Below are 26,222 nucleotides of genomic sequence, written 5' to 3' on the forward strand. Positions count from 1 at the left end.
GGTGTTGGCTGATCTGGCGCTTTCGCGAGCAGGCTCGCTCCCACATTGGTTTTTGGGGGGGGTAGTTGGAGTGGAGTCATCCTTGACGCCGTTTTGTTTTAGAAGGCGTAGCTGGCTTTGAGGCCGCCGTTGAAGCCGTGGCTATCACCGCCGTCGTTGGCGCCAACTTCTGCGCCCAGGCTGAGGGCGCCGAGGCTGGCCATGAGGTTGACGCCGCCGCTGAGCTGATCGCGATTATCAAAAGCCGCGCGTTGTTCGATGTCGAGGCCCAGCAGGTGGCTTTGGCTGTCGACCTGGTTGTCGCCCAGTGTGCGTTCGTAACCCACTTGTACGCCCGGCACCAGTTGCCATGCGCCCATCGTCACCGGGGCGAAACCTACGTTGAGGTTGGCGACGGCGCTGCGGCGGGTGGCGCTGTTGTCGTCGACGTCGAGGGACAGTTCGCTGCCCTTCTCTTTGAAGCCGTTGAGATCGAGGTGGCTGACTCGGAAGCCCAGACTTGGCTCGAAGATCATGCCGTTGACCGGGGCGCGGTAGCCGAGGGCGACGGTGGCGCCAGTGAGGTTGCCGTGGCTGTTGCCTTTCGCGGTGCCGAGGCCGCCGCCGAGGTCGCGTTTGCTGTCGTAGTCGATGTAGCCGGCGCTGGCGTTGGCGTCGAGGAACAGGCCTTGTTCGAGGCTGGTGAAGCCGTAGCGGGCGCCGATGTTGAGGAAGGTGAAGTCGGTGTCGGCTTCGCCACCCGCGCCGCCAACCGTGCCTTTGCTGTAGCCAAAGCCGCCACGTGCGCTGAGCTGTTCGCTGAAGCGCTGGGTGATGCCGACCATCAGGCCTTGGCTGTGTTCGTTGCTGCTTTCGGCGTGGGCCGAGCCGTCGGTGCCGAGGTAGCCGGCGAGCGCGGTGGTCCAGAGGCGATATTGGCCGACCTTGAGGTCAGTGCCGCTGGCGAATGGCGCGGCGGCTTGTTCGATCATCGCGTTTTGCCGCAGCAGGTAGCTGGCGGCATCGGCGTGCACCTGGCCGCCGACCTGCGATTCGACACCGCCAAGGGTGCCGGCGTCGATGGCGGATTGCAGGTAGTAGTTGTAGGCGCTGTAGGTGCCGGACAGGTTGGTGTTCTGCAATTGCCTGAGCAGTTCGGCGCCAGCGGCGGCGTTGCCGATCAGCCCGGCCTGACCCGGCAGGCTGTTGTATTCGACCAGTTTGCCGCGCAGCACATAGATGGTTTCCTGCGACAGGCCGAGGCCTTGTTTGAGGTAGTTGTCCATGCTGCCGTATTGCGCGGTGACTTCGTCGAGGCCGGCCTGCAGGTAGCTGGCCTGCACGCCGAGCAGCGGCTCGTAAATGGCGGCCATGCTCGGCGGCAGCGCTTTGAGCGTGGCGGCGACGCGGGCGGCGGTGTAGTCGTTGGTGGCGAGGTAATTGGCCATGATGGTCGCGTTGTCGACGCCGGCAATGCTCTGCAACACAGCGGCGGTCCAGCCGGTGCGATCCTTGCCGGCGGTGCAGTGGAACAGTTGCGCGGCATCGACGCTGGCGAGTTCATTGAACAGCTTGCCGAACTGGCCGCGCATGCCGGCGTCACTGACGAAAGCGCGGTTGGTCTGCTCCATCATGGCGATGGCGTCGGCGGCGCTTTTGAAGGAGATGTTAGTAATGTTCGAGCCGGAGGTGGTGCTGCCGATGATGTCGATGTTCTGCCAGGTTGCGCCGCTGATCATGGTGTCGGGGGTGGCGGCGATTTCGCTGGGGGTACGCAGGTCGTAGACGGCTTTGATGCCGAGGCTGTTGAGGATCGCCAGGTCGGAGGCCGTCGGAGTTACCGCGTTGGCGCGGTAGAACACGCCAGCGCGCATCGTGCCATCGTGTGCGGTGGAATACGCGGTGGTGGTGCCAGCGACATCACGGAAATTGTCCATGCCCTGAAGGCGCGGCGTGTCGAGCGGCACAGACTCGGCAGCATGGGCGGCGGCGATGGAAAGGCTCAGTACGGACAGCGAACACAGAAGACGTTGAAACACAGTGCAGCCTCATTTCGGTTAGCGTTGGGCTGCCTACTATCTGCACTGAACTGACACGAAATATGACAAATTCGCGTAGCGCGAAAATGCCTGCGCGAATGGGCCGTGGGGTGCGTGAATTGTCCATCGGGTCGGATGGTGGAGTTTGAGCGGCGACCCTGTGGGAGCGAGCTTGCTCGCGAATGCGGAGGGTCAGCTAAGGTGATATTGGCTGACAGGGCCCCTTCGCGAGCAAGCTCGCTCCCACAGGGTTCTTCGGGATGCTGGATATCTCGGTTTTCACACAAAAACAGTAGGAGTTCGGGATTGCTGGATATCCTGGATTTGACACAAATTTTGTAGGAGTGAGCCTGCTCGCGATAGCGGTGGGTCAAAAAAGCCGTGCTGTGCGCACGTCACAGGCCTTGTGGCCAAGGTGGCGCTAAATGAACAAAAAACGCATTGTCTGGGGGAGCATTCTCCTGGGCCTTCCGTGTGTCTTGCTTCCGCTCCTTTTGATGGGTTACGTCGCCTGGATGTTGAATCTGGCGGCTGCGCAGCAACGCCTGGAAACCCTCGCTTCCGTCGCCTCTAGTCGCGCCCACGGGACTTTCAGTGAAGCGGCCGGTGCACTGAAATCCATCGCTGGATCGCGTCTAGCGCCGTGCACCCCGGAAAGCATCGACGAGATGCGTCTGCTGACCATCAACACCCTCTCGGTGAAGTCGATCGGCTACGTCGAAGAAGAGATTTACGCCTGTGGTTCCTGGGGACCTGTCGGGCAGCACGCGACGCCATGGCGCGAGGATTTCACCACATCGGACGGCGTGCGCGTTTCACTCGACGTGCAGTCGCGCATCGTTGCGGCGAAACCGATGATGGCGCTGCAGTATGCGGCGTTCAACGTGCTGGTCGATCCCCAGCAGTTCCTGCATGTAACGCTCGATGAGGATCTGCACCTGGCCGTCGGCACCGCTGCCGGGCAACTGGTCAGCGCCTCGCGCCCGGGCGCGGAACACTTTCTTGCTCGCGTGCATTCCGGTCCGCACTCGGGGCTCGACGACGGCTATCTCTACACCCTCGTGCACAGCGGCGACTGGGTCGCCATCGCCGCGCTGTCGCGCCATGAGCTGATGCAAGGCTTGATCCGCCGGGAGTTACTGCTGTTGCCCATCGGTGGTTTGCTCGCCGGCGTGCTGGTGTTGCTGATCGTGCGCCGCACCCGGCAACGTCTGTCGCCGCTGGCGGAACTGCAACTGGCGGTGCGCAATCGCGAGTTCGTTGTTCACTATCAACCGATCATCCGCCTCAGCGACGGTGCCTGCGTTGGCGCTGAGGCACTGGTGCGCTGGCAGCATCCGGATGGCTCGCGGGTGTGCCCCGATGCGTTTATTCCGCTGGCCGAGCACAGCGGTTTGATTCTGCCGATCACCGATCAGGTCATCGACAATGTGATGCGTGACCTCGGCCCGTTGCTGGTCAAGGAGCGCAGCTTGCACGTGGCGATCAACCTGGCGGCGAAGGACGTCAGCAGCGGCCGCTTTCTGCCGATACTCGACGCTGCGTTACGCCGCGCCGACGTGCAACAAAAGCAGATCTGGCTGGAGGCCACCGAGCGCGGCTTCGTTGAGATTGATGCTGCCCGCGCCACCGTCAATCGCGCCCGTGAGCTGGGTTATCTGGCGGCTATCGATGATTTCGGCACCGGGTTTTCCAGCCTGCAGCATTTGCAGCAACTGCCGCTGGACGTGCTGAAGATCGACAAGTCGTTTGTCGACAATATCGATCAGGATGCCGCGACCGGCACCGTGACCGGCCACATCATCGAAATGGCCAAGAGTTTACGTTTGCAGATCGTTGCTGAAGGTATCGAGACCGAAGCGCAGCGCGACTACTTGCGCCGTCAGGGTGTGCAGTTTGGGCAGGGTTGGCTTTTTGCCAAGGCGATGCCGGCGGAGGAGTTTTTACGGTTCTATCGAGAGTGCGCGCAAGTGGAGCACGATGCGCAGGAAGCAGCGATGCCGGTTTAAGCGCGCATAAACACGCGGGCAAACCCATCTTCGGCGGCGCGATGGGTTTGCCGTCAGCCTGCTTCAGTTGGTCTGGCTGACAACCTCAATGTCCGTAACTCCTACTCGCTCGGCATGTTCAAGAATCTGCTCGGGCGTTGAATCCGCTGTAGGCATGATCAAGCCGTTTTCCGCATCGCCCAGATGCAGTTCCAGCAGATGCATCGCAGCCTCATGCTCGGCCAACTGCTGCTCCTTGAGTTCAAGCAGAAAAGTCCGAGGCTCGCCGTTGAATAGATATTTGATGTGATAGGTGTACATGATGTCATCCACGTCAGTAGGAAAAGGCACTGATTATCCTGACGCGATGGTCAGTTTTTAGWTCAAATTGAATCGCCTCTCTGGCCAATCTGGAATTCATGGCAAACTTTTTCCTTGCCGAGGCGTCCCTTTCTTAAACCCCCAACCGGCTGATTTCAGCCAAGGACTGGCGATGACCTTTTTCATTTTTCTTCTGGCCTGCGCTGCGGCGGCAACCACCGGCGTGATGTTCAAACCAGGGCCGTGGTACGAAGGGCTGAACAAACCCGGTTTCACCCCGCCCAATTGGGCGTTCCCGGTGGCCTGGACGATTATCTATCTGCTGCTGGCCTGGGCCGGTTACCGCTTGAGCCTGATCCCCGGCAGCCAGACCGTGCTGGCGTTGTGGGCGGCGCAGATTGCGCTGAACACGCTGTGGACGCCGGTGTTCTTCGGCGCGCATCAGGTGCTGGCGGCGATGGTGATTCTCACCGTGTTGTGGCTGGTGGTCGCGGCGATGGTGGTGCTGGCGATACAACTGGACCTGATCACTGGCTTGATCCTGTTTCCTTATCTGGCGTGGCTGTGCGTTGCCGCGGCGTTGAATTTTTCCATCCTGATCAAGAACCGCTGATGCCCAGTGCCAATCGGGGCAGTGCAACGCCATGGCCGCAGGGCGAGCGCGAGTTGGCGCAGGTGCGCGCCTTCAACCGTAAACTCGCCTGGCTGCCGCGTTTCAAGATCCGCAACCGCCTGACGCCACGCTTGATTCAGGCGCTGTTGCGCGTCAGCCAGATCGGCGGCTCCGGCGTGTTGCGCAAATTTGGCCTGACAGCTGAGCGCCGACTGATCGATAAAGTGCCCGTGCGGATCATCCGCCCCAAGGGCCCGGCGAAAGGCGTGGTGCTGGATTTTCACGGTGGCGGCTGGGTGATCGGCAACGCGCAAATGGACGACAACTTCAACGCGGCCATCGTCGACAGCTGCCAGGTGACCGTGGTCTCGGTGGATTATCGACTGGCCGTGTCCACGCCCATCGAAGGACTGCTGGAAGATTGCCTCAACGCCACTCGCTGGTTATTCCACGAGGAGGAGTTTGCCGGCCTGCCCGTCGTGGTGATCGGTGAATCGGCGGGCGGCCATCTGGCGGCGGCGACCCTGTTGGCGCTGAAACAATGGCCCGATCTGCTGCAAAGAATCTGCGGCGCATTGCTGTACTACGGCGTCTACGACCTGACCGGCACGCCAAGTGTGCGCAGCGCGCCCGCCGACACGCTGGTGCTGGACGGCCCCGGCATGGTCGAGGCGTTACGCTTGCTGACGCCTGAGATGACTGACGAGCAGCGCCGCCAGCCACCGTTGTCACCGCTGTACGGCGACTTCGCCGGTTTCCCACCGGCGCTGCTGTTTGCCGGCGAACTCGATCCACTGCGCGACGACACCCTCGACATCGCCAGGCGCTGGGCGCAATCGGCGCCGGTCGAGATGTACCTGCTGCCCTCCTCGCCCCACGGTTTTATCCACTTTCCCACGGCCATCGCCGAGGGTGTGCTGGCGTACAGTCGGCAATGGATTTCGGCACGCATCGAGGCCGTTGCGGTACCTAACGAAACTTCCCACTCCAACGCTTGAACGCCCGCCGCCCGCACAAAACACCCCAGCACAACCACAGCCCAGCACCCGTCGAGGCAATAAAAACGGCAATGGTCATCAGCAGATAAAAAACGAAGCGCCATGGCTGTTGATCGAAGACCAAGTGCTCTCGGACTTTGGAAACGCCTCGCCCCGTGGTGACGTCGAACTGCCAAAGGGTCGCGGCGCTGTGTATCGCATCAGCACTGGCCCACGCCCCGAGCAGACATAACAGCGCGCCGATGAGCGAGTAGAAGCGAATTCGATAATTCGGGATCACGTACGGTTCCTCTCCCTGGAAGGACGACAATCACCGTGCTCAGGCGATGTAGAAGAAGTACAGCGCCAAGCCAAGCAACTGCATGAGCAGCAGAATGGAAAGCAAATGATTACAGCCCTTCCAGACATTGCTCACCGGTTTGTTTCTGGCGACTCGGTAACGCAGGTAACTGTCGAGTGACAACGACGCCGTGGGGATCAACACGAACAAAAACGTCAAAAAGAAATTAAACATTTCCTTTGTCCATCGACTCCCAACATGAAACCGGATTTGTTCGCTGCATCGCGCGCTGCTCAAGTCGTCTGAGCAGACAGCTTAGCTGATCGGCATGCCCCCGGAATCCGTGGGGGTCTCCGCCGCAGTGTCCCGGGGCGATAACACTGGGTGGGGACAAGTCGGTGACATGCAAACCCTCAAGTCCGCCATTCAATGGCAGAATCCCCTGACCCTGATGATTTCGGAGACCACAATGCTGCGCGTGTTTGAACAACGGCTCGACCCATTTCCTCCCGACGAAGCACCGCCTCCGCCCGTCGGCCTGATGCGGTTCCTGTGGGCCTGCACGCGCGGTGCACGCGGTTATATCCTCGCGCTGGCGCTGCTCAGTGCCGGCGTGTCGATCTACGAAGCCTGGCTGTTTTCTTTTCTCGGCCAGGTCGTCGATCTGCTCTCGACGTGGCAGGCCGGCGGTGGAGTCAACGCGCAGGAAAGTCGCGTGCTGTGGGGCATCGGTATTGTGCTGTTTATCAGCATCGGGCTGGTGGCGCTGCGCACCATGGTTCAGCACCAGATCCTGGCGATCAATCTGCCGTTGCGGCTGCGCTGGGACTTCCATCGGCTGATGCTGCGGCAAAGCCTTTCGTTCTTTTCGGATGAGTTCTCCGGGCGGGTCACGACCAAGGTCATGCAGACCGCACTGGCCGTGCGTGAAGTGTTGTTCACCCTCATCGAAATCGCACCGGGCATTGGCGTTTACTTCATTGCGATCATCGCCCTGGCCGGCGGCTTTGCCCTGAAACTGATGCTGCCATTCATTATCTGGGTCGCGTTGTTCGGGTTGGCCATGGTGTACTTTGTGCCGCGTCTGGGCCAGGTCGGTCAGGAGCAGGCTGATGCGCGATCGTCGATGACCGGGCGCATTGCCGACGCCTACACCAACATCACCACGGTAAAACTGTTCTCGCACTCCAAGCGTGAAGCGCACTTCGCCCGTGCGGCGATGGAGGATTTCAAACTCACCGGGTTCCGCCAGATGCGTCTGGTCAGCCAGTTCGAGATCGTCAATCAGGCGCTGGTGGTCGGGCTGATTATCGGTGCCGGCGGCTATGCCCTGTGGCTGTGGCATCTGGGCCAGGTCGGGACCGGTGCAGTGGCGGCGATCACCGCCATGGCGCTGCGCATCAACGGCATGTCGCACTGGATCATGTGGCAGATGACGTCGCTGTTCGAAAACATCGGCACCGTGCAGGACGGTATGGCCACCCTCACCCGTGGCCCTAAAGTGCAGGACGCGCCAAACGCCGGCGTGCTGGTGCCGGCGGGCGGCGCGGTGACGTTCGACAAGGTGAATTTCAACTACAACGGCGAACGTCAGGTCCTCGACAACCTGAGCCTGAGCATCCGCGCTGGCGAGAAAATCGGCCTGGTCGGCCGCTCCGGTGCGGGCAAATCGACGCTGATCAATCTGCTGCTGCGCTTCTATGATGTCGACAGCGGTGAGATCCGCATCGACGGCCAGAACATCGCGCACGTGACGCAAGACAGTCTGCGCAGCGCCATCGGCATGGTCACCCAAGACACGTCGCTGCTGCACCGCTCGATTCGCGACAACATCGCCTACGGCCGCCCGGACGCCACCGACGAAGATATCCGCCGCGCCGCCGCCAATGCGCAGGCCGACGGCTTCATCAGCCAACTGAGCGACAAGCAAGGCCACAGCGGCTACGACACTCTGGTCGGTGAGCGCGGCATCAAACTCTCCGGCGGCCAGCGCCAACGCATCGCCATCGCCCGAGTGATGCTGAAGAACGCGCCGATCCTGCTGCTCGACGAAGCCACCAGCGCGCTGGACTCGGAAGTCGAAGTCGCCATCCAGGAAAGCCTCGATGAAATGATGCAGGGTAAGACCGTCATCGCCATTGCGCATCGGCTGTCGACGATTGCCGCGATGGATCGACTGATTGTCATGGATGAGGGGCGGATTATCGAGCAAGGGACGCACACTGAGTTGCTGAGCAGAAACGGTATTTATGCGCGGCTCTGGCAGCATCAGAGTGGCGGGTTTCTGGGTGAGGATCAGGGCGTGGCGACGGCGATGGATCAGGCTTGAGGGTGTGGGGCTGAGTGGGGAGCAGTCGCTTGTGGGTGACTGCTATCGGCCAAAAGCGGACGCTCATTCCCATTTGAGTGTCTACACACTCATTGGCGTGCTGCAGCTCCCCGACAAGCGATATCTAGGGACGAGTGCCGAGCATATCGTAGCCCACCAGTACCTCAGGATTAAACGTATCAAACTGCCAGCGAGGCAGTTGAGACTGCGGGCCCTTGAAATTAAGCAGCAGCGCACCAAGCTCTCGCTTATCCGCAACTCCTATTAGGGTTTTGACAGAATCAAAATATTTCTGCGACATCGATCGTGCGAATATTTCGAAAGGACCATACGACCTGCTTGCATACAACAGTGTATTAGGGAACCAACGCTCACCATCTTGAGTCCCCCTCAAGAAAAGCACCAGGTCAGCCTGCATAAGCTGATTGAAGTCCAGGCCCGATGACTGTGAACGGTCCTTCAGCAGGTCTGCTGCCAGTGATAGTCGGCCGAGACTTAAACGTTGGCTACGATAATCGAGCGTCCGGACGTACTCGTAAAACGCCTGATATCCAAACGCCCCTGTTTGCCCACTCCTACTTCTTTCATGAATATAGTAAGGCGTAGACAGCAACATTTGTATCGAATCAAATCTTTCGTACTTCAAGAAAACTGCAACGACATATAAAAATATTTCATTAATTAAAAATTTAAAATTATCGAAGTCACCTTCTCTGTACTGGGTGATATGTGCAGGTCTATCAACATACGGCAACAATGACTCCAAGAATCGATGAATTTTTTGATCCATATTTGGCAGCGCATTGTATTGTGCAATCGCAACAATCAAGGAAACTATTTCATTACGATAAGGAATGAAGGCTTCAATGTTTTCAACAAGCTGGTCATCGAACTCTTTTTCGTTTTCTTTCTGAATCCTAATCTTTTCAAATCCTTCCGAGACCGCGCGAAAGTATTCGTCAACAGCGCCGGCTGCAAACGGCTTGCCTTGCTTTACCGCGTCCAATGCTCGCCGATAAGCGGCACTCGCTCCCAAGTTGATAGCGGTTGACTCTGACAAAAACGCTGGAAGCGCGCCGATTTCTGGTTTGACATGTAGCGGTTTATCAAAGATCCATCTAAGCAGCATTTCAAAGTTTTTTGCGTAGTCTTCAGCTTCGCTTAGGTCTATATATTTACGCTTTCCATAGAACGTTGGCAAACAAGCTTTACCGTCCTCTTTTTCAGCAATCACGGCTACAAACTTATCTTGCTTCGCCGTCTCATACACTTTTGCTGATATGATCTGAGTCTCTGTGCCCACCCCTCCTGCACGTCCATCGGCTTTCTGAGCGTACATTTTATCCGAAACCATAATAACTTTTGTGACAGTCTCATCAGTCACCATTGATTCCATAAATTGGATCGAATCGTGCCCGTCTTTAAGGTCCCATTTATCGAGTATCACATCAACGCCAGACTCCCTGAGTTCAGTAGCTAATGCCATCACCCACACTTCATGATCCGGTGTAGACCAACTATATGAGATGAATAGCTTCGGTGATTGCGCGTCACTCATGAATTAATCCTTCTTGTAGCGGTGGGTTTTCTGGCTGTACGTTATACCAGTCTCCCGAAATTATCAGATAGCCACTACGGATTGGTAGAGAATACACGTTATTTTTTTACACCCCTCCAATTGCTCTTCAGAAAAGGGTACCGAGAGAGTAGATATCGACGACCAGCCCCGAGGCCGCCGGATATTTTCCACAAGGCCCAACGACTACCGCAGCGCTTTGAATCGTCAATGCTGCGTGTGACCAATCAGGTCGTCACGGGGTGGCAGCATGTCAGACAAACCCTGTCTGCTGTTCACTGAGAAATTACGGAATAATCTTTAGGACAAAGCTGGGGAAGTTTAAGGGATAGGTTCAGATAATAGCCGCCCCCTGCGAAAGTTCTCTATGGACGGCTAGCAACTCGAGATTGAGCGACCGCTTCTGGCCGGTTAGCGACCCTTCCTCTGGTCAGCCATCCTTGTCCTTCGACACGTGGAGGACTAGTCATGAACATCTTCGCTACCTGCAGCCGCCAGCCTTGGAACAAAGGAAAGCTGGTCGGGCAGAAAGCTCCACTCAGACTGAGAGATATCTGGGCCATCCGGGTAAGGCTTCAAATTGCAGAACGAACCCGTGATCTTGCGCTCTTCGATCTGGCCATCGACAGCAAGCTTCGGGCCTGCGACTTAATCAGGCTTCGTGTGCGCGACGTCGCCCATGGCGAGCACGTATCGCCACGTGCCATGGTGATGCAGCAGAAAACGCTGAGGCCAGTGCAGTTCGAGATCACGGAAAAAACGCGGTTTGCTATCGCGGCTTGGATACACCAGGCTCAACTCCGGAGCGAGGACTGCCTTTTTCCGAGCCAGCTGCGTACCTCAGACCATCTATCAACACGTCAATACGCACGTATCGTCAAAGGCTGGGTGGAAGCCGTTGGACTTGATCCAGCCATGTATGGCACTCACACAATGAGGCGTACGTAGGCATCGCTGATCTATCGCAGGACGAAGAATCTGCGAGCGTTTCAACTGCTGCTTGGCCATACGAAGCTGGAGAGCACCGTTCGATATCTGGGAATTGAAGTTGACGACGCCCTGGAGATGGCGGAACAGACCGAGGTGTGAATATGCGCAGCGGCGGTCTAGCCCTGACCGTCGCTTACCGGCCAGAAGCGGTCATTCCACCTGCCTGCCAAATTAGGGCGCTTCAGACCTCGGTGCGCGCGCTCGCAGTGCGTCGTAAGCGTGCGACTACACTCTGTGTAGTGAGCACCTTAAGGACAGCACATGGACATCACCATTCAGCGCAAGAAAGGAATGTTTGACAGCGCCTATGGCCAGGCTATCCCGCTGGCAATTTTGTTTGATGGAACGTTCGTGGGCCGCCTGGAAACGGGTGAAACATTATCTTTGAACCTTCCGGACGCTTGCGGGACGTTGCAAGTCGGTATGCTTGACCCCAGAAACTCTCCTTACATTGGAAGCGCGTCTGGTGAGGTCATATCGACCAGCAATGCACAGAGGGTTACCCCCGGACAAGCCGTTCAGTCTTTTTCGGTAAAGACTCGGAAATGGGTGTTCTTTGACGTGCTGGGTTTGGCGGGCTCAGCGCCGTTCAACCGCTGGGTACTGGCGCTTGAGACAGATCAACTTTAGGACGCTTCTGAAAGGCTTCAATCGGCCAAAAGCGGACGATTGATAAACGTAGTATGGAAAAATTTAGAGGCAGTACGAATCCTATCAAGGAGGCTCCCTCCAAACCGCGATAAGGGTGTTTTCGGCGACTCCGACATTGATTTCGCGCCAGGAATTTTGTTCGGCGAGAAATCAAATACTGAGCTCCGACATACATTTCGTTCGATCAATCGCCTCGGCAGTGCAGTGTCTATGGACGAAATCACTGAGGTAGCTATGCTCCTACCTGCGAGTGAAGAGTCTAGGAGTCTCATGGATATCAATAGCGTAACTCCAACTACTGACTCCCAAGCGGAGTCGAACAAGAACCAAACATTTGAAATAGAAGTTCCTACCGCAAAGTCTCTTTATATCGAAATGCGCTTTGGAGAAACGTTGCTAAGTAGCGGGACAGCAATTCTTGCTTCTGACGACAAAGAATCTCATTGTGCACTTATTACAAATAGACACAACGTAACTGGGCGAAATCAGGATACCGGCGCTTGCTTAAGTAAATATGCAGCGGTACCAGACAATATGGTAATTTATTTTCATAAAAATTCGACCATAATAGGAGATTGGCTACCTCTTACACTCCCCCTATACAGACCAGATGGAACGCCTTACTGGATCGAGCATCCCCGTCTCGGCCCCGCCGTCGATGTGGTAGCGCTAAATATCAAGTGGGGGGATGATATAGCTAAATATCCATATTTTTTGAAACTCAATTTGGATAGGGTTGGTATGGTTATTAGCCCCGCTGAACCAGTCAGTGTGATAGGCTTCCCTTTTGGACTTTCCTCTGTCGGGAAGTTTCCAATTTGGGCAACGGGTTTTCTAGCACAGGAACTCAGCCTTGTCACCAATGACAACCCTGTGTTTCTAATTGATTGCCGTTCCCGCCAGGGACAATCGGGCTCTCCCGTAATAGCCTACAGACCTCAAGGCTATCGAAAAATACAGGATGGAAAAATTCATACCGTCATGAACAATATTAAAACATGGGAATTTCTTGGTATTTATTCTGGGAGAGTAAATTCGGAGTCCGACTTAGGGCGGGTCTGGCACGTGAGTGCAATTCAAGAAATTCTATCCGCAGCTGCTGCCGATATGAAAAAAAGAACTAGTGTCGCCAGCAAGTGAGTTACATGGCAGTTGCCCGCTAACATTACTGAGATTAATCGTCATTATTGCTCATCCGGATGGCCGTTTGGTCGCCTGCAGGAGGTTCCGACGACTGGAGTCGGAAAGCCAGATTATTTAGATTTTAAAAAACAAACTATCTTGCAGGCTCATTTTTCAGGTGTATTGCTGCCCCCATCCTTTCGAGCTGTAACAACAATGTTTTCAGTATTCTCAAGAACCCTCGACCACTGCTGTGCAATTTTTCTCTGAAATTCTATGTCATCCGCGTGCCCTTGAGGGATATAGAATTTATCAATGTCGGTTTGACTGAACTTTGAATATTTTAATTCTTGYGACATCGCGCCAATAAGCTCAATCCAAGTATGGTCGCGATCCTGGCTAGGCGGAAGAGATAGCAGAGCATAATATTTATGCCAGAGCGCTTTGATATTTTTGTTGTCAGCATACACTACATCGATAGTATTTAGTGCTTGGGCGACTTGCTGGGAAATTAGAAGCCCTTTTCTCTCCGCGACAAGAGTAAGGAATAATTTACGCTTGGCTTCCAGTTTGTCTTTCCTTGTTTGAAACCAGAGTGTAAAAACGACTCCCGCGAGTGGCCCGGCAAAAATGGCGATTGCCGTGACCCAAAGCTGAAGTTGCGCTAATTCTAGTTGGGCTTGAGCTAGTGCTTCTGGTGTCATGTAAACTCTCCCCATCAAGGCAGTGGTCCGATGTGCGAACGAGACCTCATTATCCTTATAGTTGATCCCGCAAGGATGTTCAAGGATTGCAATCTATGAACTTTTAGTCAATTCTTGGTCTTTCTCATACTCCTTAGATAACCAAACGTTAGAGTTCTACATGACATACTCACTCGCGGTCGCTCAGAAACATTTCTACTCATGGGCGGCCTGTCGTGCGGCGCAGGCGGGTTCCGCGAAGGCTCGGCGGAAGGAGCTCCTGGGCGCACTCCAACGCAGCGGCGCCATTGAGTACCTGACCCAGAAACCAGCTCCAGCACCGACGGCGGAACAGTTTGATGCGTTATTTTACAATTGGGTCGAGCGAGCTATCGCTTTTCTAAAGACAGAGCATCAGAAGGAAGTCAGCTTCGGTGTTTTGGCAAAGTTGATCTCAGTTTATTTGAAAGGCGCCTGGGTCCTTCACAGCAGCCAAAATTGCAGACTTGCCAGCCAAATCCACCCTCCCATCGATAGTATTCTTCTTCAAGCAATAGACTCAGTAAAAGGTACAAAACTGAGCAAGCAATACAAGTGGCAAAATTTAGACCGCACGCAATATGAACAACTTATTCAAAGTATCCGCAGTATTGCCAGCAATGGTCCGTTGTGGCAAATTGAAGAGCACTGGCAACCCTAGGTATATTGTACTTTCCAACAAAAGAACTCGTCGGCCGGATTGACCCTCTGATGTAAAACCTTATTGCTGTTGGGCGCATGAATGGCCGCTTCAACTGAAATAGGGGCTGATTTATATCTTGGAAATAAATCAGTCCGCTTTTTATTGAACTCCGCCTAAAAATCTTCTGTCAGGATCTACCTTTATATCAACTTTATTCAGCGCAGCATTTTAGGCAGCAACACGCTAGATAGTTGACTCTTATCCACTTCTAGAAGTCCACGTAGACATGAAGCTTCCCAACCATACTCCAAACTCGCATCACACATTGTTTCCAAGTCTTCCAAGATAACTGATTTCCAGTCGGCGACGCCTTTCCTCTTAACTCGCGCTGCAGTCTTACTAATTTGTACCATCGTAGCCCGCTTGAATGCAGAAAGATCCACACACATATTGATATGAGCCCAGATTCGATCCCCTTCATTAACTGTGAATATTTGACTATTGAAACCTATCTCGAACTTTAGAACAGACTCCGAGGTATCGAATTGTGTCACCAGCCTTAATTTTTTCAGCATGTCCTCATCAAATATCGGATGCAGTAACTGATGTTTCACGCCGTTTGCGTGCTTACTGCCCCGCTTTTGATTACACGAACTACAAGACGGAACAAGATTTAAGCTGAATACGGAAAACTCAGGGAACGGTGTTTTTGGCAAATAATGCTCAACCGTCCCTAGTGCTGAGTTCCCGCACATAGGACATGAGCCAAGTAACTCAGATCGCAGTAGCGGAATCCAATCCAGCCCGAATTTTTTAGCCGCGTTCGTATAGGCTGCGTGCAAACAATTTTGTTGCGTCGTTGACAAACCTATCGCTTTCAAGTGGGGTGATCCAGAGGTTACGACGTAACCTTTGTAAGCTTTCTCTATTTTCGCGTAGGTTCCGTGCAAATCTCCATAGCCATTTGTGAGTGAGTTAAGGTTTTTCAAATCATCAATCGGATTTACATGACTGAACGGTTGCATGATCAATCATACTCCTCCGGATTGCTCATTCGATCCTTAATCTCCATCAACATGTCAACATTGAAAATATCTCGATACTCAACCAATATTTTCTCAAATGACATATTCGTTCTAGAAATAGCTTCACTTACCTTTCGGTGATAGGCGTCTACGGTGCTATCACCAAAAACAGCCAAAGAAATCTCCGCAACGTTCGCACCCAAAGTTTGGAGATACGGCCGACTAATGGATGCAGTTCTACCGTTTCGCTCTAGAATATGCACGCAATGGGTTGGAACTTCGCGCACAACGTAGGCAGAATGCGTGGCGATTATGGCAATTGACGACGTCCGCTCCAGGATATTGTAAAGAAGCATCATATAATCACTTACGAGATTTGGATGGAGATAGGTCTCCGGCTCATCAATAATCAGCAGCGTACCTTCACCAGCCATATTGAGAAAATGCAGTGCAAAATGGAACATGCTGCGTTGTCCACTGCTCAAATCGATTACTTTGCTTTCGTTAGCAGTTAAAAAACCAGGCTCCCGCGCAGTATCGATAGTCCCGAGAACATCCAAGGTGCGCTGCTCACCATTTATCTGATTAACGAAACTCCAGCCATTGCCATCTTTATCTTTTACGCAGGAGTTTCCAGGGCAATCCGCGGTAACTGGTATAGCTAGCAAATGCATTGGCATGAACCCAGACAGCGCATCGTTGAAAATTTTACTTTTCTCCCGCGCGAACTGGTCATCCGTAAGCCTTAACAAGGTAACCAACAAATAAGAAAGGTTTTGATGAAACTCCTCACTTTCTTTCTTGGAGGTCGTATTGAAAGCATGATACTCAAAGCTTCCGAGTTTGCTGAAGCGGGGTAAAGCAGAGGAAGGGTCTGAATAGTAGGATACCACCCGATTAAATCTAAAGCCTTTCGGGGTGTTCAATGTGGATCCATCAAACCTCTCTACCATTCCCTTTTCTGAAAATAAAATTGTGGGTGGGCCGACACACTCATTATTCGAGACGGAAGCGGCCTCAACAGCAAGCCGCGCTAGCAGATTAGTTTTACCTGTACCATTTACACCTATTAGGCAGTGAACCCTGTCATCAAAATATTTATGCTCGCGAAAACTTACATCAAGATTTATAAAATTGTCTGTTCCAGGAAGCAAAGTACTGAAACTAAATGGAACTTTTGCATCTCCCATGGGAGGCTGGACGAAAGCATTAGCAGCACCATTAATCAGGGATAAATAGGCGTCCTGATAGCGAAGAATGCCGAGTCTGAATGGCTCCGCCTGGATAACATGAGTATAACTTTCTATGCCAGCATAGCGGCAGTAAGATACTTCATGCAATGCCTCTAGCACAAATTTATAAGCCTCTATAGAGAGCTGGCGGGCCAAATCCCTGTACTCCATAGGGTTAGCCAGCAAACTTACAAAACGCCGAATCTCGCCCCGAGGTGCGCCGGAGAGATAGCCATAAGGCTCTTGTGTTTCAATATTCAACGGAATTACAAATCCGCTGAGAATGATAGTCCTACCTTTGTAGTTAAAGTGCATCGACGCGTGGTAGTTATATCCGAAATCATTCCAGCCAGCCTTTGAGGGGCCTATATATATGTATTTATCAAGACCTTCGGGTACTTCCTCTAGCTTAATAGTCCATGACATGCCTTACTCCTTTCCGTGTTCTCGCAACCTTGAATGGCCGCGATACTAGCACTTTGACACTTAAGAGTGGCACCTGATCAAGCAACCACAGGACGAGAGTGATGAGAGCAGCTTCACTGGCAAATGTAAAAGCTGGTTTGGATAGTCTGAATCGCCCCGGGGTCCATGGACGCATCTGAATGACCGCTTCTGGTCGTCAGCGGACGGTTGCGAACGTCCGCTTTTGGCCGACAGCAGTCGTTTGTGAGCGGATATCGCCTCATCCAAGACATGCAAACACTCACCCGCTATTGCCCAAGACGCAGTCCATCGATGACCCACCGCTTGATGAACACACATTTTCAACCCATCGGCACCGCAAACACCGCACTGGCCCGCGCAACCGTACGCTCCCCAACATGCAAACTAACAGCAGCAAACGCCAGTTGCCGGCCTTTTTTCGAGTACTCCAAACGGACTTCCAGCCACTCGTTCATCTGCACGGCGCCGAGATAATCCAGGGTCATGCTCGCCGTGATCAATGGCTGTGGAGGGTCGCTGGAAAACGCCATGGCGTAACCCATCCCGACATCGGCCAACGTTGCCAATACGCCGCCATGCAAGGTGCCACGGCCATTCGCATGGCGTGAGTCGGTTAACAAACCCAGTTCCAGTTGCAGCCCGCTGCCCCTCGCGTAGATCGGGCCCAGCAAATCAAGCAACGGGCTGCTGCGGGTAAACGCGGTGAAACCTTCAGGAATTGCGATGGCGTCCATGGTCCCTCCTGGTGCCGGTGACTCACCGGCTTCATTGACCTTAATGGGAGGGTTTATTGGCAATCGTCTGATGGGGCAAGAACTATACGGATGCGGAATCTCCAGTGATCAACTGTCGAAGCAGGACCGACCGATCATCCCGTGGACGCCAGATCGCCACGTTCCATCATTCGAACACTGGCAAACGTCGATTCGTTGCGCGCTTGGTCGAGCGTCGTCAGCGGTTTGATTGTTGACGGCTGCGCTACCGGTTTGCGACTCATCTCAGAGCCGGAGCGCTCATCACTCGGCGGCACGCCAAAATGCTCGCGGTAGCATTTGGAGAAATGCGGTGTTGAGACGAACCCGCACACGTACGCCAGCTCAACGATCGACAAGGACGTCTGTTTGAGCAGTTGTCGTGCGCGAATCAGCCGCAACCGCAAGTAGTAGCGCGACGGCGTGCATTGCAGGTATTTCTGAAACAGCCGCTCCAGCTGTCGACGTGACAGGTCGACGTATTCGGCCAGGTTATCCAGGTCGATCGGCTCCTCAAGATTGGCCTCCATCAACGCCACCACTTCTTGCAACTTGGGCTGATGCGTGCCGACCACATGCTTGAGCGGTACGCGTTGGTGATCCTGCTCATTGCGGATGCGTTCGTAGACGAACATCTCGGAGATGGCGGTGGCCAGTTCACGACCATGATCGCGCGCAATCAGGTGCAGCATCATGTCCAGCGGCGCGGTGCCGCCGGAGCTGGTGAAGCGGTTGCGGTCGAGGGTAAACAGACTGGTGCTGACATTGACGCGCGGAAAAGCTTCCTGCATCGCCGCCAGAAATTCCCAGTGCACGCTGCACTCGTAGCCGTCGAGCAACCCGGCTTTGGCGAGCGCCCAGCTACCGGTGCACACCCCGCCCAAGCGCTTGGACTGTCGCGCCAAGGCTTGCAGCCACGTCGTGTGCTCGCGGGTAATTGCGCTCTGGATGCCGACGCCACCGCAGACGATAACCGTGTCGGCCACGGAGGGATTGCTCCACGACCCATCCGGGGTGATCGGCACGCCATCGCTGGCCCAGACCGCCGCGCCATTGGGGCTGAAGGTATGCCAGCGATACAGCGTTCGCCCCGTCAGTTGATTGGCCATGCGCAAGGGCTCGACGGCGGACGCCAATGACATCAGGGTAAATTTGTCCAACAGCAGAAACCCTACGGATTGGGTTGCACCGTCGGCTACGGAGGGGATCGATGACATCATGGCCTCATAAAAATCGGTCGCGACGCAGGCGTCTGCCATTCCCTCCGACATACGTGGAGGGAGTATCAGGTTTGGCGCAACCGCCTACCCCACCGACGTGACCCTCGCCGCTGGCGCGGGATGACGCGACGTCAACAGGCCAATGAAGGAAATCGCCAGCGCCAGGCCAATGGTTGTGGTGACTTCAGTGCGGTGTTGCGGGGTGATCATCATCACCGCCAGCGCGGCGCAGATGAATACGATCACCAGCCATGTCAACCAGGGAAACAGCCACATGCGGAAGGTCAGCTCGACGTTGCGCTGTTGCAATATCCGCCGCATGCGCAACTGCGACACCGCGATGGCGAGGTACACCAACAGGGCAATCGCTCCGGAGCTGGCCAGCAGGAATTCAAACAGCCCGGCAGGCATGAAGTAGCTCCACACAGTGATCGACGCACCGAGCACGGTGCTGGCGATGACCGCTGCGCGCGGCACACCGTCAGAAGAGGTCGCCTTCAGCGCTTTCGGTGCATCGCCACGCCGGCCCAGCGAGTACAGCATCCGCGAAGCAATGTAGATCGAGGAGTTCATGCAACTGGCCACGGCAATCAGCACGACGACGTCGACCATGAACTTAGCGTGGGGAATGTTCATGATTTCAAGAGCGCGCTGATAAGAGCCGACCGAGGCCAGCAACGGATCATTCCAGGGCACCACGGAGATCACCACGAAGATCGACAGCAGGTAAAACACGCCAATGCGCCAGATCACCGAACGGGTGGCCTTGGCAATGTTTCGCGACGGGTCATTCGATTCGGCGGCGGCGATGGTCACCGCTTCGGTACCGATGAAGCTGAACATGATGGTGATGAACGCACCGACCACCGCTGACAAGCCGTTGGGTGCAAACCCACCGTGCTCGGCCATCAACCCACTCAAGCCGCTGACTTCACGATCCGGCACCCAGCCCATCAACACGGCAAAACCGACGCCGATAAAACCGATGATCGCCACGACCTTGGCCATGGCGAACCAGAACTCGAATTCACCGTACTTGGCCACGCTGAACAGGTTGGTCACCACCAGCGCAATGATTGAGCCCAACGCGAACAGCCAGGCATCGACCTGCGGAAACCATTGGTTCAGCACATGGCCGGCGGCGAGCGCTTCGATGGGAATCACCAAAACCCAGAACCACCAGTACAACCAGCCGATAGTGAAGCCGGCCCAGCGTCCGATGGCCTGGTCGGCATAGGTCGAAAAAGAGCCAGTGTCGGGGTTAGCCAYCGCCATCTCGCCGAGCATGCGCATGACCAGCACAACGAGCAAACCGGAGAACAGATAAGCCAGCAGAACCGCCGGCCCCGCCGCCGCAATGGCATGTCCTGAACCTACGAACAATCCGGCGCCGATAATCCCGGCAATGGACAACATAGTGACGTGACGAGGCTTGAAGCCCTGCGCCAATTGGCTACTCGAATCCGTTGAGTTCGGGCTGATCATTGGTTTTTTTATTCTCTGCTGAACGACATTCTAGCGAGTTGACCAAGGCAATCGAGCACTGTCGTTGCCTGCCGAGCCCCCCGAAAGAAGCCCCCTTCAACCGCCGCAGTTCTTATCAACCCCATGATCTGGATGGGATTATTTTGATGTGAAGACGCGTCACCTTACCCGGCCTGTCAGATGATTCAGTAGCCTGATTGCGTCATGGTTGTGTCTGATATCGACATATCGAAACCAATCGGTCGCAATGAATACCGATAAGTCACCCAGTATCTGACGACAGATACCCTCATCTCGCCCTCACCTCCCCGCACACCCCGGCAACGTAAACACCACACGCGCCCCACACGGCGCGTTCGCCTCCGCCCACAAGTGACCGTCATGGGCTTCGATGATCGACCGGCAGATCGACAACCCCATCCCCAACCCGGTGACTTTGGTGGTGTAGAACGCGGTGAAAACCTCCTCCACCTGATCGCAGGCAAATCCCGGTCCCGAGTCGCTTACGACAATCCGCACGTCTTTCCCGACAGACTCGCTGACAATGATTAACCGACGCTCGCCCTCCTCGATCACCGCCATGGCCTCCAGACCGTTGATGATCAGATTGAGCAGCACCTGTTGCAGCTCGACGCGGTCAACCAGCACGGCAGGCAAATCGTTGACAAGGCGCGTGGTGACCGCCGCGCCATAGCGGGCCGCTTCACCCCGGGTAAACCCGACCATCTCGCCCACTACCGCGTTGAGGTCCACCGGATGTCGTTGCGGCGGTGTTTTGCGGATCAATGCGCGGATACGTCCGAGCACGTCGGCCGCGCGGTTACCGTCGTTGATGATGCGTCTGAGGCCCTGTTCAACTTCATCGGTGTTCGGCGGTTGCGCGCCGAGCCAGCGCAACGCCGCGTTGGCATTGATCACGGTGGCGGCGATTGGCTGGTTGACTTCATGGGCAATGGACGCTGCCAACTGGCCCATGGTCGCCACGCGATTAGCGTGGGCCAGTTCCGCTTGTACCTGGCGATATCGGCGCTCGCCTTCGCGCACTTGCTCTTCGGCCTGTTTGCGTTCGCTCAGGTCAAGCACGAAGGCCACGCCCTGCTGCTGACTGGCTTCGAATGCGGCCAGACCGACGATCACCGGCAGGCGAGTGCCGTCCTTGCGGATGTATTCCTTCTCGAACGGCTGGGCGCGCCCGGTGCGGATTGCCGTCGCCAGCGCGGCTTCACTTTTCATGCGCAGTGGCGGCGGTGTCATGTCGCGCCAATGCACCCTGCCTGACAGCAGATCGTCGCGCTCGTAACCGACCATGCGCAGGAACGCGTCGTTGGCCTCAATGATTTCACCGTCGACACTCCAGACGATGATGCCGATGATATTGGCGTCGACCAACCGGCGAATCCTCGCCTCGCGCTCGGCGACGTCTCGATACAGCCGCGCGTTGTCCAGCGAGATCGCCGCCTGCGAAGCCACCAATCGCAATACGGCAATGCGCGCCGGACTGAACACACCCGCAGATAGATTGTTCTCCAGGTACAGCGCCCCGGCAATCCGGCCCTGATTCATCAACGGCAGGCACAGGATCGAGCGAGCGCCGCGTTGATGAATGTACAGATCAGCGGCAAATGCCGGATCGGCGACGGCATCGTCCAGACACAGATTTTCACCGGTGCGCAGGGTCTGGTAGAGCACCGATTCGGCCAGCATCGATGAACTTACCGGCTCATGGCAAAGCAGCGCGCTGTCGTCACCGACACTGGTTTTCGCGTCGATATACGGCGCCTCGCCTTCGATCAGAATCAGCCGGCCATGCTCGGCGCCAGCCTGTTCGATAGCGGTGCGCATGACCATTTCGATCAGTCGATCCAGCACGATCTCGCCTGAAACGGCCTGGGACACCTTGAGAACCGTGGCCAGATCCAGATGCTCGACCGGGGTGGCGATGGTCGCAGTCGGACCGGGCACCGTATCTTCATTGCGCAGATAACGGTGCTGTAGCTCCAGTTGCCGCACCTTGCCCTCTGCCCCCCAGCGCAAGTAACCGTAGCGCGCATCTTGCAGGTACAGGCGGGCGATTTTGCTCAGACCACGGGCACTGTAGAACCGCGCTGCGAGTTCGTTGGCCAAGGCTTCGACATGCACAAAGCCGTTGTCCCTGGCCAACTGAATCGCTTGCTCGTACAGCATCTCGGCTTCGATCAACTGCCCGGTGACCCGAGCGATTTCGGCTGCGACCAGCGCCGTCTGACTGGCGAAGGTTTCCGCACACTGTTGCGCCCAGGTTTGCAGTTGATCGTGGTGCTCGCCCAAGCGTTGCAATCGGTCGGTATCGGCTTCGCCGTGGGCAGCCAACGTTAACGCTGCGTAAAAGTGAAATTCGGCCTCTTCAAAAAACGAGGAGATCACCCACAACAGTTCCCGGGCCTGCGCCGCGCAATCGGCGGCCGCTGCGTAATCCCCGGCCAGATAACGCGCCTGCAACTTGCGCACCCAGTACTTGCCCCGAGCCAAGGCCAGGTCCGGAGCAGCGAGGTTCGCCTCAAAGCGTGTCTCATCGAATTCTTCATCATTGAAACTGCCAAACACCGGGGTCTGCCCTCGCAACATGCGGATCAGTGCCCGTTGGCAACTCATGAAACTGATCACCAGACCGAAGCGGATTCTTTGCGAGTAAGCCAGACCCGTTTCAGCCTGCACCTGCACTTCCGCCAGCGGCTCGCCAATGAACAGCAAGTCGGAAATCAGGCTATTGCCAGCGTAGGCTGCATAGGGCAAATCGCCGGTGCGGTTGCCGGCGCTGAGCGCACGCCGCAGCAATTCGCGGCACTCGCGCACCGGGCGCATCCAGCGCACCACGAAGATCGAAAAGCACAGGTAGGTACGCGCTTCGTATTGCGCAAGGCCACGGCGGTCGACCAGATCGCAGCCCAAGCGGCCAAAGCGGTAACCGCTGGCATAATCGCCGAAGCGCCGCCCGGCAACCCGCACAACATTGGCGTAGAGCATGCAGGAGGCGTCGCAATTACCGTGCTCCAGGCTCAGGTTAACGGCTTTGCATATGGTCAGGCAGGCGAGGTTCGCATCGGACTGCAACGCCGGGGCCAGCAGTTTGCTCAACGCTTCCAGTGTCACCAGCGTGGCCGGATCCTCCATCAGTGGCAGGTCGATCAACTGCTCGATGCTGCGCTCACCCAGTTGCCTCCAGATCTGTTGGTATTCGGCGCGCACCTGCTGATCGTCCGGATGCGCCGTCCAGTCGATGCCGACCTGACGTAAATACGTCAGGCACACATTCACCGCACGGTCACTGCGGTCGAGCAGCAGGCAGACATCCATCAACAAACAGGTGACTGCCGCCCGCTCTACCGTGGTCTCGACGCGCTCGGCCAGGGCAGTCAGGCGCGCATCGGCCAGTGCCAGTTGCCCAGTGAGAAATTCGCACTCGGCGCGGTTCAGCTCCAGAGCAAACCCCAGTTCATGGCGACGGTCATCACCGTGCTCGCCGAGCAACGCAGCACCCGTGCCCAAGTAGCTCAATGCTGAGGTGTAAGCGGTCGAAGCCTTGGCACGCTGACCTGCGAGCAGGTTGAATTCGGCCAGCTGTTCGCGTTCGGCCCGCGCGCTGATCAGACTGGCGCCGCGATTGAGTTGCCCGACGATTTCGAAGATCGCGTCTTCACGCCCCTCCGCTGGCGTCTGCAGGGCGAGCAAACGGCCGATACGCAGATGAGTTTGCGCACGTTCGGTTTCCGCGGTTAGTGAGTATGCCGCCTCGTGGATACGGTCATGGACAAACGCACAAGTACCGTCGTGAAACTCCACCAGTTCCTGGCGCACCGCCGGCCACAGCGCCGCGTGCACCCGCGCCGTCGGCAGGTCAAGCACGGTGGCCAGCGTATCAATGCGCGCTACGTTGCCCAGGCAGGCCAATTGTTGCAGGGCCTGACGCGTGTCCAACGGCAGACGCGCCAGTTTGCCAACCATCAGATCGACCACGTTATCGGTGTAGCCCTTGGCGTTGATGAGTGCCAGATCCCAGCGCCAACGGTTGAATTGGTGGTCGTAGATCAGCAGCTGTTCTTCGGCCAACGCGTGAAGAAACTGGATGACGAAAAACGGATTGCCGCCGGTCTTTTCCAGCACCAGGCGCGCCAGGGCAACGATGCTCGCGGGTGGGCAGCGCAGGGATTCTGCGATCAGTTGCTCGATGTGCACGCTGGCCAGCGAGGTCAGGCAGATCTCGTCGATATGCACGCCGCCATTACGCAGCACTTTGAGTTTGCCGCTGAGCGGGTGGTCGGCATCGACCTCGTTATTGCGGTACGCGCCCACCAGCAGCAAATGCCCAAGCTCCGAGCGGGTCAGCAGATCTTCGAGCAGATCGAGGRTCGCTGCGTCGAGCCATTGCAGATCATCGAGAAACAGCGTCAACGGATGTTCCGGCCGAGCAAACACACCGATGAAACGCTGCAACACCGCCATGAAGCGCTGCTGCGCCTGCTGCGGTTCAAGCTCCGGCACCGCTGGCGGTTCACCGATAATCAACTTGAGTTCCGGGATCAGCTCGGTCATCAACCGTGCACTCGGTGACAGTGCCTGCAACAACGCCGCACGCCAGTCAGCGAGCACCTCGCGACGCTTGCCCAGCAGCGTTCGCACCAATCCTTGAAAGGCCTGGACCAGCGTCGCATAGGGGATGTCGCGCTTGTACTGATCGAACTTGCCAGCGGCGAACAATCCCCGCGACGGCACCAGCACTTTGTGCAGTTCACTGACCACCGAGGATTTACCAATGCCGGAGTAACCGGACACCAGCACCAGCTTCGGCGAAGGAGCCTGCACCACCTGGGCGAAAGCATCGATCAGGGTTTGCACTTCGCGTTCACGACCGTAGAGCTTTTCCGGGATCAGCAAGCGATCGATCGCGCCCTGCTCGTTCAACGTGAACACATCGATCCGCCGCGCCCGACGCCAGTCGTCCAGACAACGACGCAAGTCATGTTCGACGCCGGCGGCGGTTTGGTAGCGCGCTTCGGCGGTCTTGGCGAGCAGTTTCATGACTACCCGCGAGAGCATCAACGGCACCGTGGCCACGCGTTCGCATGCAGGCATCGGTTGCCGCGCAATGTGGCAATGCACCCACTCCATCGGGTCGTTGGCGTTGAACGGCAGCGAGCCGGTAAGCATCTGGTACAGCGTCACACCAAAGGCATACAAATCGCTGCGCGAATCGATCGAACGATTCATTCGACCGGTTTGTTCCGGCGCCATGTAGGCCAGGGTCCCGGCAATGGTTTCTGGCGGCGCGGGGGCCTGACGTTCGCGCGGCAGTCGCGAGGCTAGACCGAACCCCATCAACCGGGCTTGTCCGTCATGGCAGTTGACAAGGATGTGCTGCGGTTTGAGATCCTTGTGCACCAGCCCGCACAGGTGCAAACGGCCAAGCGCTACGGCTATGTTGATTGCGTGCAACAGGCAGGTTTCAGTGTCCAGCGGCGTGATCAGCAGACGCGACAGCGGCTCGCCGCCGGGGTCGTCGAATAACAAGTGCGTGGTTCCGCCCGCGCGTTCAAGGGCTTGCGGTTGCAGCGCCCATTCATTGTGCAGAGCGTCTTTGAGGCCGTATTCATGCGCCAGCCGGTCGAGGGTTGCGGGCAAAGGCTGAGCGATTGCCGGACGCACTATCAGCACGCTGGCGCTCTCCCCCTGTCCTCGTTTGCGGGAGAACACCCGCTCGCCGTCGTCCCACAAAATCTGTTGTTTGCTGGCCATCGGAGTCGACACCGTCAAAGGGGTTTCTGTCACGCGCTGAA

General features: G+C 56.3%; 19 protein-coding genes and 1 pseudogene. 8 read left to right on the top strand and 12 right to left on the bottom strand.

The window, feature by feature from the left end; genetic code table 11:
- Window positions 1–98: 98 nt before the first annotated feature.
- The gene (locus AC1DVF_RS13220) at window positions 99–2,018 is read right to left on the bottom strand and encodes a tyrosine-protein phosphatase (protein WP_477782566.1); all 1,920 of its coding nucleotides are present in this window, start codon (window positions 2,016–2,018) and stop codon (window positions 99–101) included.
- 425 nt (window positions 2,019–2,443) lie between these two features.
- On the opposite strand from AC1DVF_RS13220, the gene AC1DVF_RS13225 reads away from it, so the two are divergent.
- Window positions 2,444–4,027, top strand: coding sequence for an EAL domain-containing protein (locus tag AC1DVF_RS13225; protein ID WP_477782567.1), 1,584 nt, complete (start codon window positions 2,444–2,446; stop codon window positions 4,025–4,027).
- 63 nt (window positions 4,028–4,090) lie between these two features.
- On the opposite strand, the gene AC1DVF_RS13230 is transcribed toward AC1DVF_RS13225, so the two are convergent.
- Window positions 4,091–4,357: a hypothetical protein gene (locus AC1DVF_RS13230; RefSeq protein WP_477782568.1), complete on the bottom strand. Its 267-nt coding sequence runs from the start codon at window positions 4,355–4,357 to the stop codon at window positions 4,091–4,093.
- Between the two features lie 142 nt (window positions 4,358–4,499).
- Between AC1DVF_RS13230 and tspO the strand changes: the two genes are divergently transcribed.
- A complete protein-coding gene (tspO, locus tag AC1DVF_RS13235) occupies window positions 4,500–4,940 on the top strand; it encodes a tryptophan-rich sensory protein TspO (protein ID WP_007916213.1) in 441 nt (146 codons plus the stop codon).
- Complete coding sequence (locus tag AC1DVF_RS13240; RefSeq protein ID WP_477782569.1) at window positions 4,940–5,938, top strand: alpha/beta hydrolase; 999 nt, start codon at window positions 4,940–4,942, stop codon at window positions 5,936–5,938. The genes tspO and AC1DVF_RS13240 overlap by 1 nt, the downstream gene beginning before the upstream one ends.
- Here AC1DVF_RS13240 and AC1DVF_RS13245 read toward each other — a convergent pair.
- Window positions 5,910–6,218, bottom strand: coding sequence for a hypothetical protein (locus AC1DVF_RS13245; RefSeq protein WP_477782570.1), 309 nt, complete (start codon window positions 6,216–6,218; stop codon window positions 5,910–5,912). The two genes, AC1DVF_RS13240 and AC1DVF_RS13245, sit on opposite strands and share 29 nt — an antisense overlap.
- Window positions 6,219–6,257: 39 nt before the next feature.
- A complete protein-coding gene (locus AC1DVF_RS13250; RefSeq protein ID WP_093433302.1) occupies window positions 6,258–6,452 on the bottom strand; it encodes a hypothetical protein in 195 nt (64 codons plus the stop codon).
- A 235-nt stretch (window positions 6,453–6,687) separates the two neighbouring features.
- Here AC1DVF_RS13250 and AC1DVF_RS13255 point away from each other — a divergent pair, with 235 nt between their 5' ends.
- Window positions 6,688–8,547 carry an ABC transporter ATP-binding protein gene (locus tag AC1DVF_RS13255; RefSeq protein ID WP_116255724.1) on the top strand — a complete coding sequence of 620 codons (1,860 nt, stop codon included), beginning with the start codon at window positions 6,688–6,690 and terminating at the stop codon, window positions 8,545–8,547.
- Window positions 8,548–8,671: 124 nt separating this feature from the next.
- Here AC1DVF_RS13255 and AC1DVF_RS13260 read toward each other — a convergent pair whose 3' ends face one another.
- Window positions 8,672–10,105 (bottom strand): SEFIR domain-containing protein, encoded by a 1,434-nt coding sequence (locus tag AC1DVF_RS13260; RefSeq protein WP_477782571.1) that lies wholly within the window; start codon window positions 10,103–10,105, stop codon window positions 8,672–8,674.
- 486 nt (window positions 10,106–10,591) lie between these two features.
- Between AC1DVF_RS13260 and AC1DVF_RS13265 the strand changes: the two are divergent.
- The 3 genes and pseudogenes from AC1DVF_RS13265 (at window position 10,592) to AC1DVF_RS13275 (ending at window position 12,904) form a co-directional block, all read left to right on the top strand.
- Window positions 10,592–11,212: pseudogene (locus tag AC1DVF_RS13265) on the top strand (tyrosine-type recombinase/integrase).
- Window positions 11,213–11,374: 162 nt separating this feature from the next.
- On the top strand, window positions 11,375–11,743 hold the full coding sequence (locus AC1DVF_RS13270; RefSeq protein WP_477782572.1) for a hypothetical protein: 369 nt from the start codon (window positions 11,375–11,377) through the stop codon (window positions 11,741–11,743).
- A gap of 291 nt (window positions 11,744–12,034) precedes the next feature.
- Window positions 12,035–12,904 (top strand): serine protease family protein, encoded by an 870-nt coding sequence (locus AC1DVF_RS13275; protein ID WP_477782573.1) that lies wholly within the window; start codon window positions 12,035–12,037, stop codon window positions 12,902–12,904.
- 149 nt (window positions 12,905–13,053) lie between these two features.
- Here the strand turns inward: AC1DVF_RS13275 and AC1DVF_RS13280 are convergent, their stop codons facing one another.
- Window positions 13,054–13,590 carry a DUF6680 family protein gene (locus AC1DVF_RS13280; protein WP_477782574.1) on the bottom strand — a complete coding sequence of 179 codons (537 nt, stop codon included), beginning with the start codon at window positions 13,588–13,590 and terminating at the stop codon, window positions 13,054–13,056.
- Window positions 13,591–13,750: 160 nt separating this feature from the next.
- On the opposite strand from AC1DVF_RS13280, the gene AC1DVF_RS13285 reads away from it, so the two are divergent.
- A complete protein-coding gene (locus tag AC1DVF_RS13285) occupies window positions 13,751–14,269 on the top strand; it encodes a hypothetical protein (protein ID WP_477782575.1) in 519 nt (172 codons plus the stop codon).
- Window positions 14,270–14,466: 197 nt separating this feature from the next.
- Here AC1DVF_RS13285 and AC1DVF_RS13290 read toward each other — a convergent pair whose 3' ends face one another.
- From AC1DVF_RS13290 to AC1DVF_RS13315, 6 genes are all read right to left on the bottom strand, one after another.
- On the bottom strand, window positions 14,467–15,276 hold the full coding sequence (locus AC1DVF_RS13290; RefSeq protein ID WP_477782576.1) for a hypothetical protein: 810 nt from the start codon (window positions 15,274–15,276) through the stop codon (window positions 14,467–14,469).
- 2 nt (window positions 15,277–15,278) lie between these two features.
- Window positions 15,279–16,934: an AAA family ATPase gene (locus AC1DVF_RS13295; RefSeq protein ID WP_477782577.1), complete on the bottom strand. Its 1,656-nt coding sequence runs from the start codon at window positions 16,932–16,934 to the stop codon at window positions 15,279–15,281.
- Window positions 16,935–17,275: 341 nt separating this feature from the next.
- Window positions 17,276–17,689 (bottom strand): PaaI family thioesterase, encoded by a 414-nt coding sequence (locus tag AC1DVF_RS13300; RefSeq protein WP_095049916.1) that lies wholly within the window; start codon window positions 17,687–17,689, stop codon window positions 17,276–17,278.
- Window positions 17,690–17,823: 134 nt separating this feature from the next.
- Entirely contained in the window at window positions 17,824–18,924 is a 1,101-nt protein-coding gene (gene gbdR, locus AC1DVF_RS13305) for a choline metabolism transcriptional regulator GbdR (protein ID WP_477782578.1), read from the bottom strand.
- Between the two features lie 87 nt (window positions 18,925–19,011).
- The gene (gene gabP, locus AC1DVF_RS13310; RefSeq protein WP_477782579.1) at window positions 19,012–20,412 is read right to left on the bottom strand and encodes a GABA permease; all 1,401 of its coding nucleotides are present in this window, start codon (window positions 20,410–20,412) and stop codon (window positions 19,012–19,014) included.
- 300 nt (window positions 20,413–20,712) lie between these two features.
- Complete coding sequence (locus tag AC1DVF_RS13315; RefSeq protein ID WP_477782580.1) at window positions 20,713–26,181, bottom strand: trifunctional serine/threonine-protein kinase/ATP-binding protein/sensor histidine kinase; 5,469 nt, start codon at window positions 26,179–26,181, stop codon at window positions 20,713–20,715.
- Window positions 26,182–26,222 lie beyond the last annotated feature (41 nt).

It is taken from the genome of Pseudomonas sp. P4_D7 (assembly GCF_056401755.1).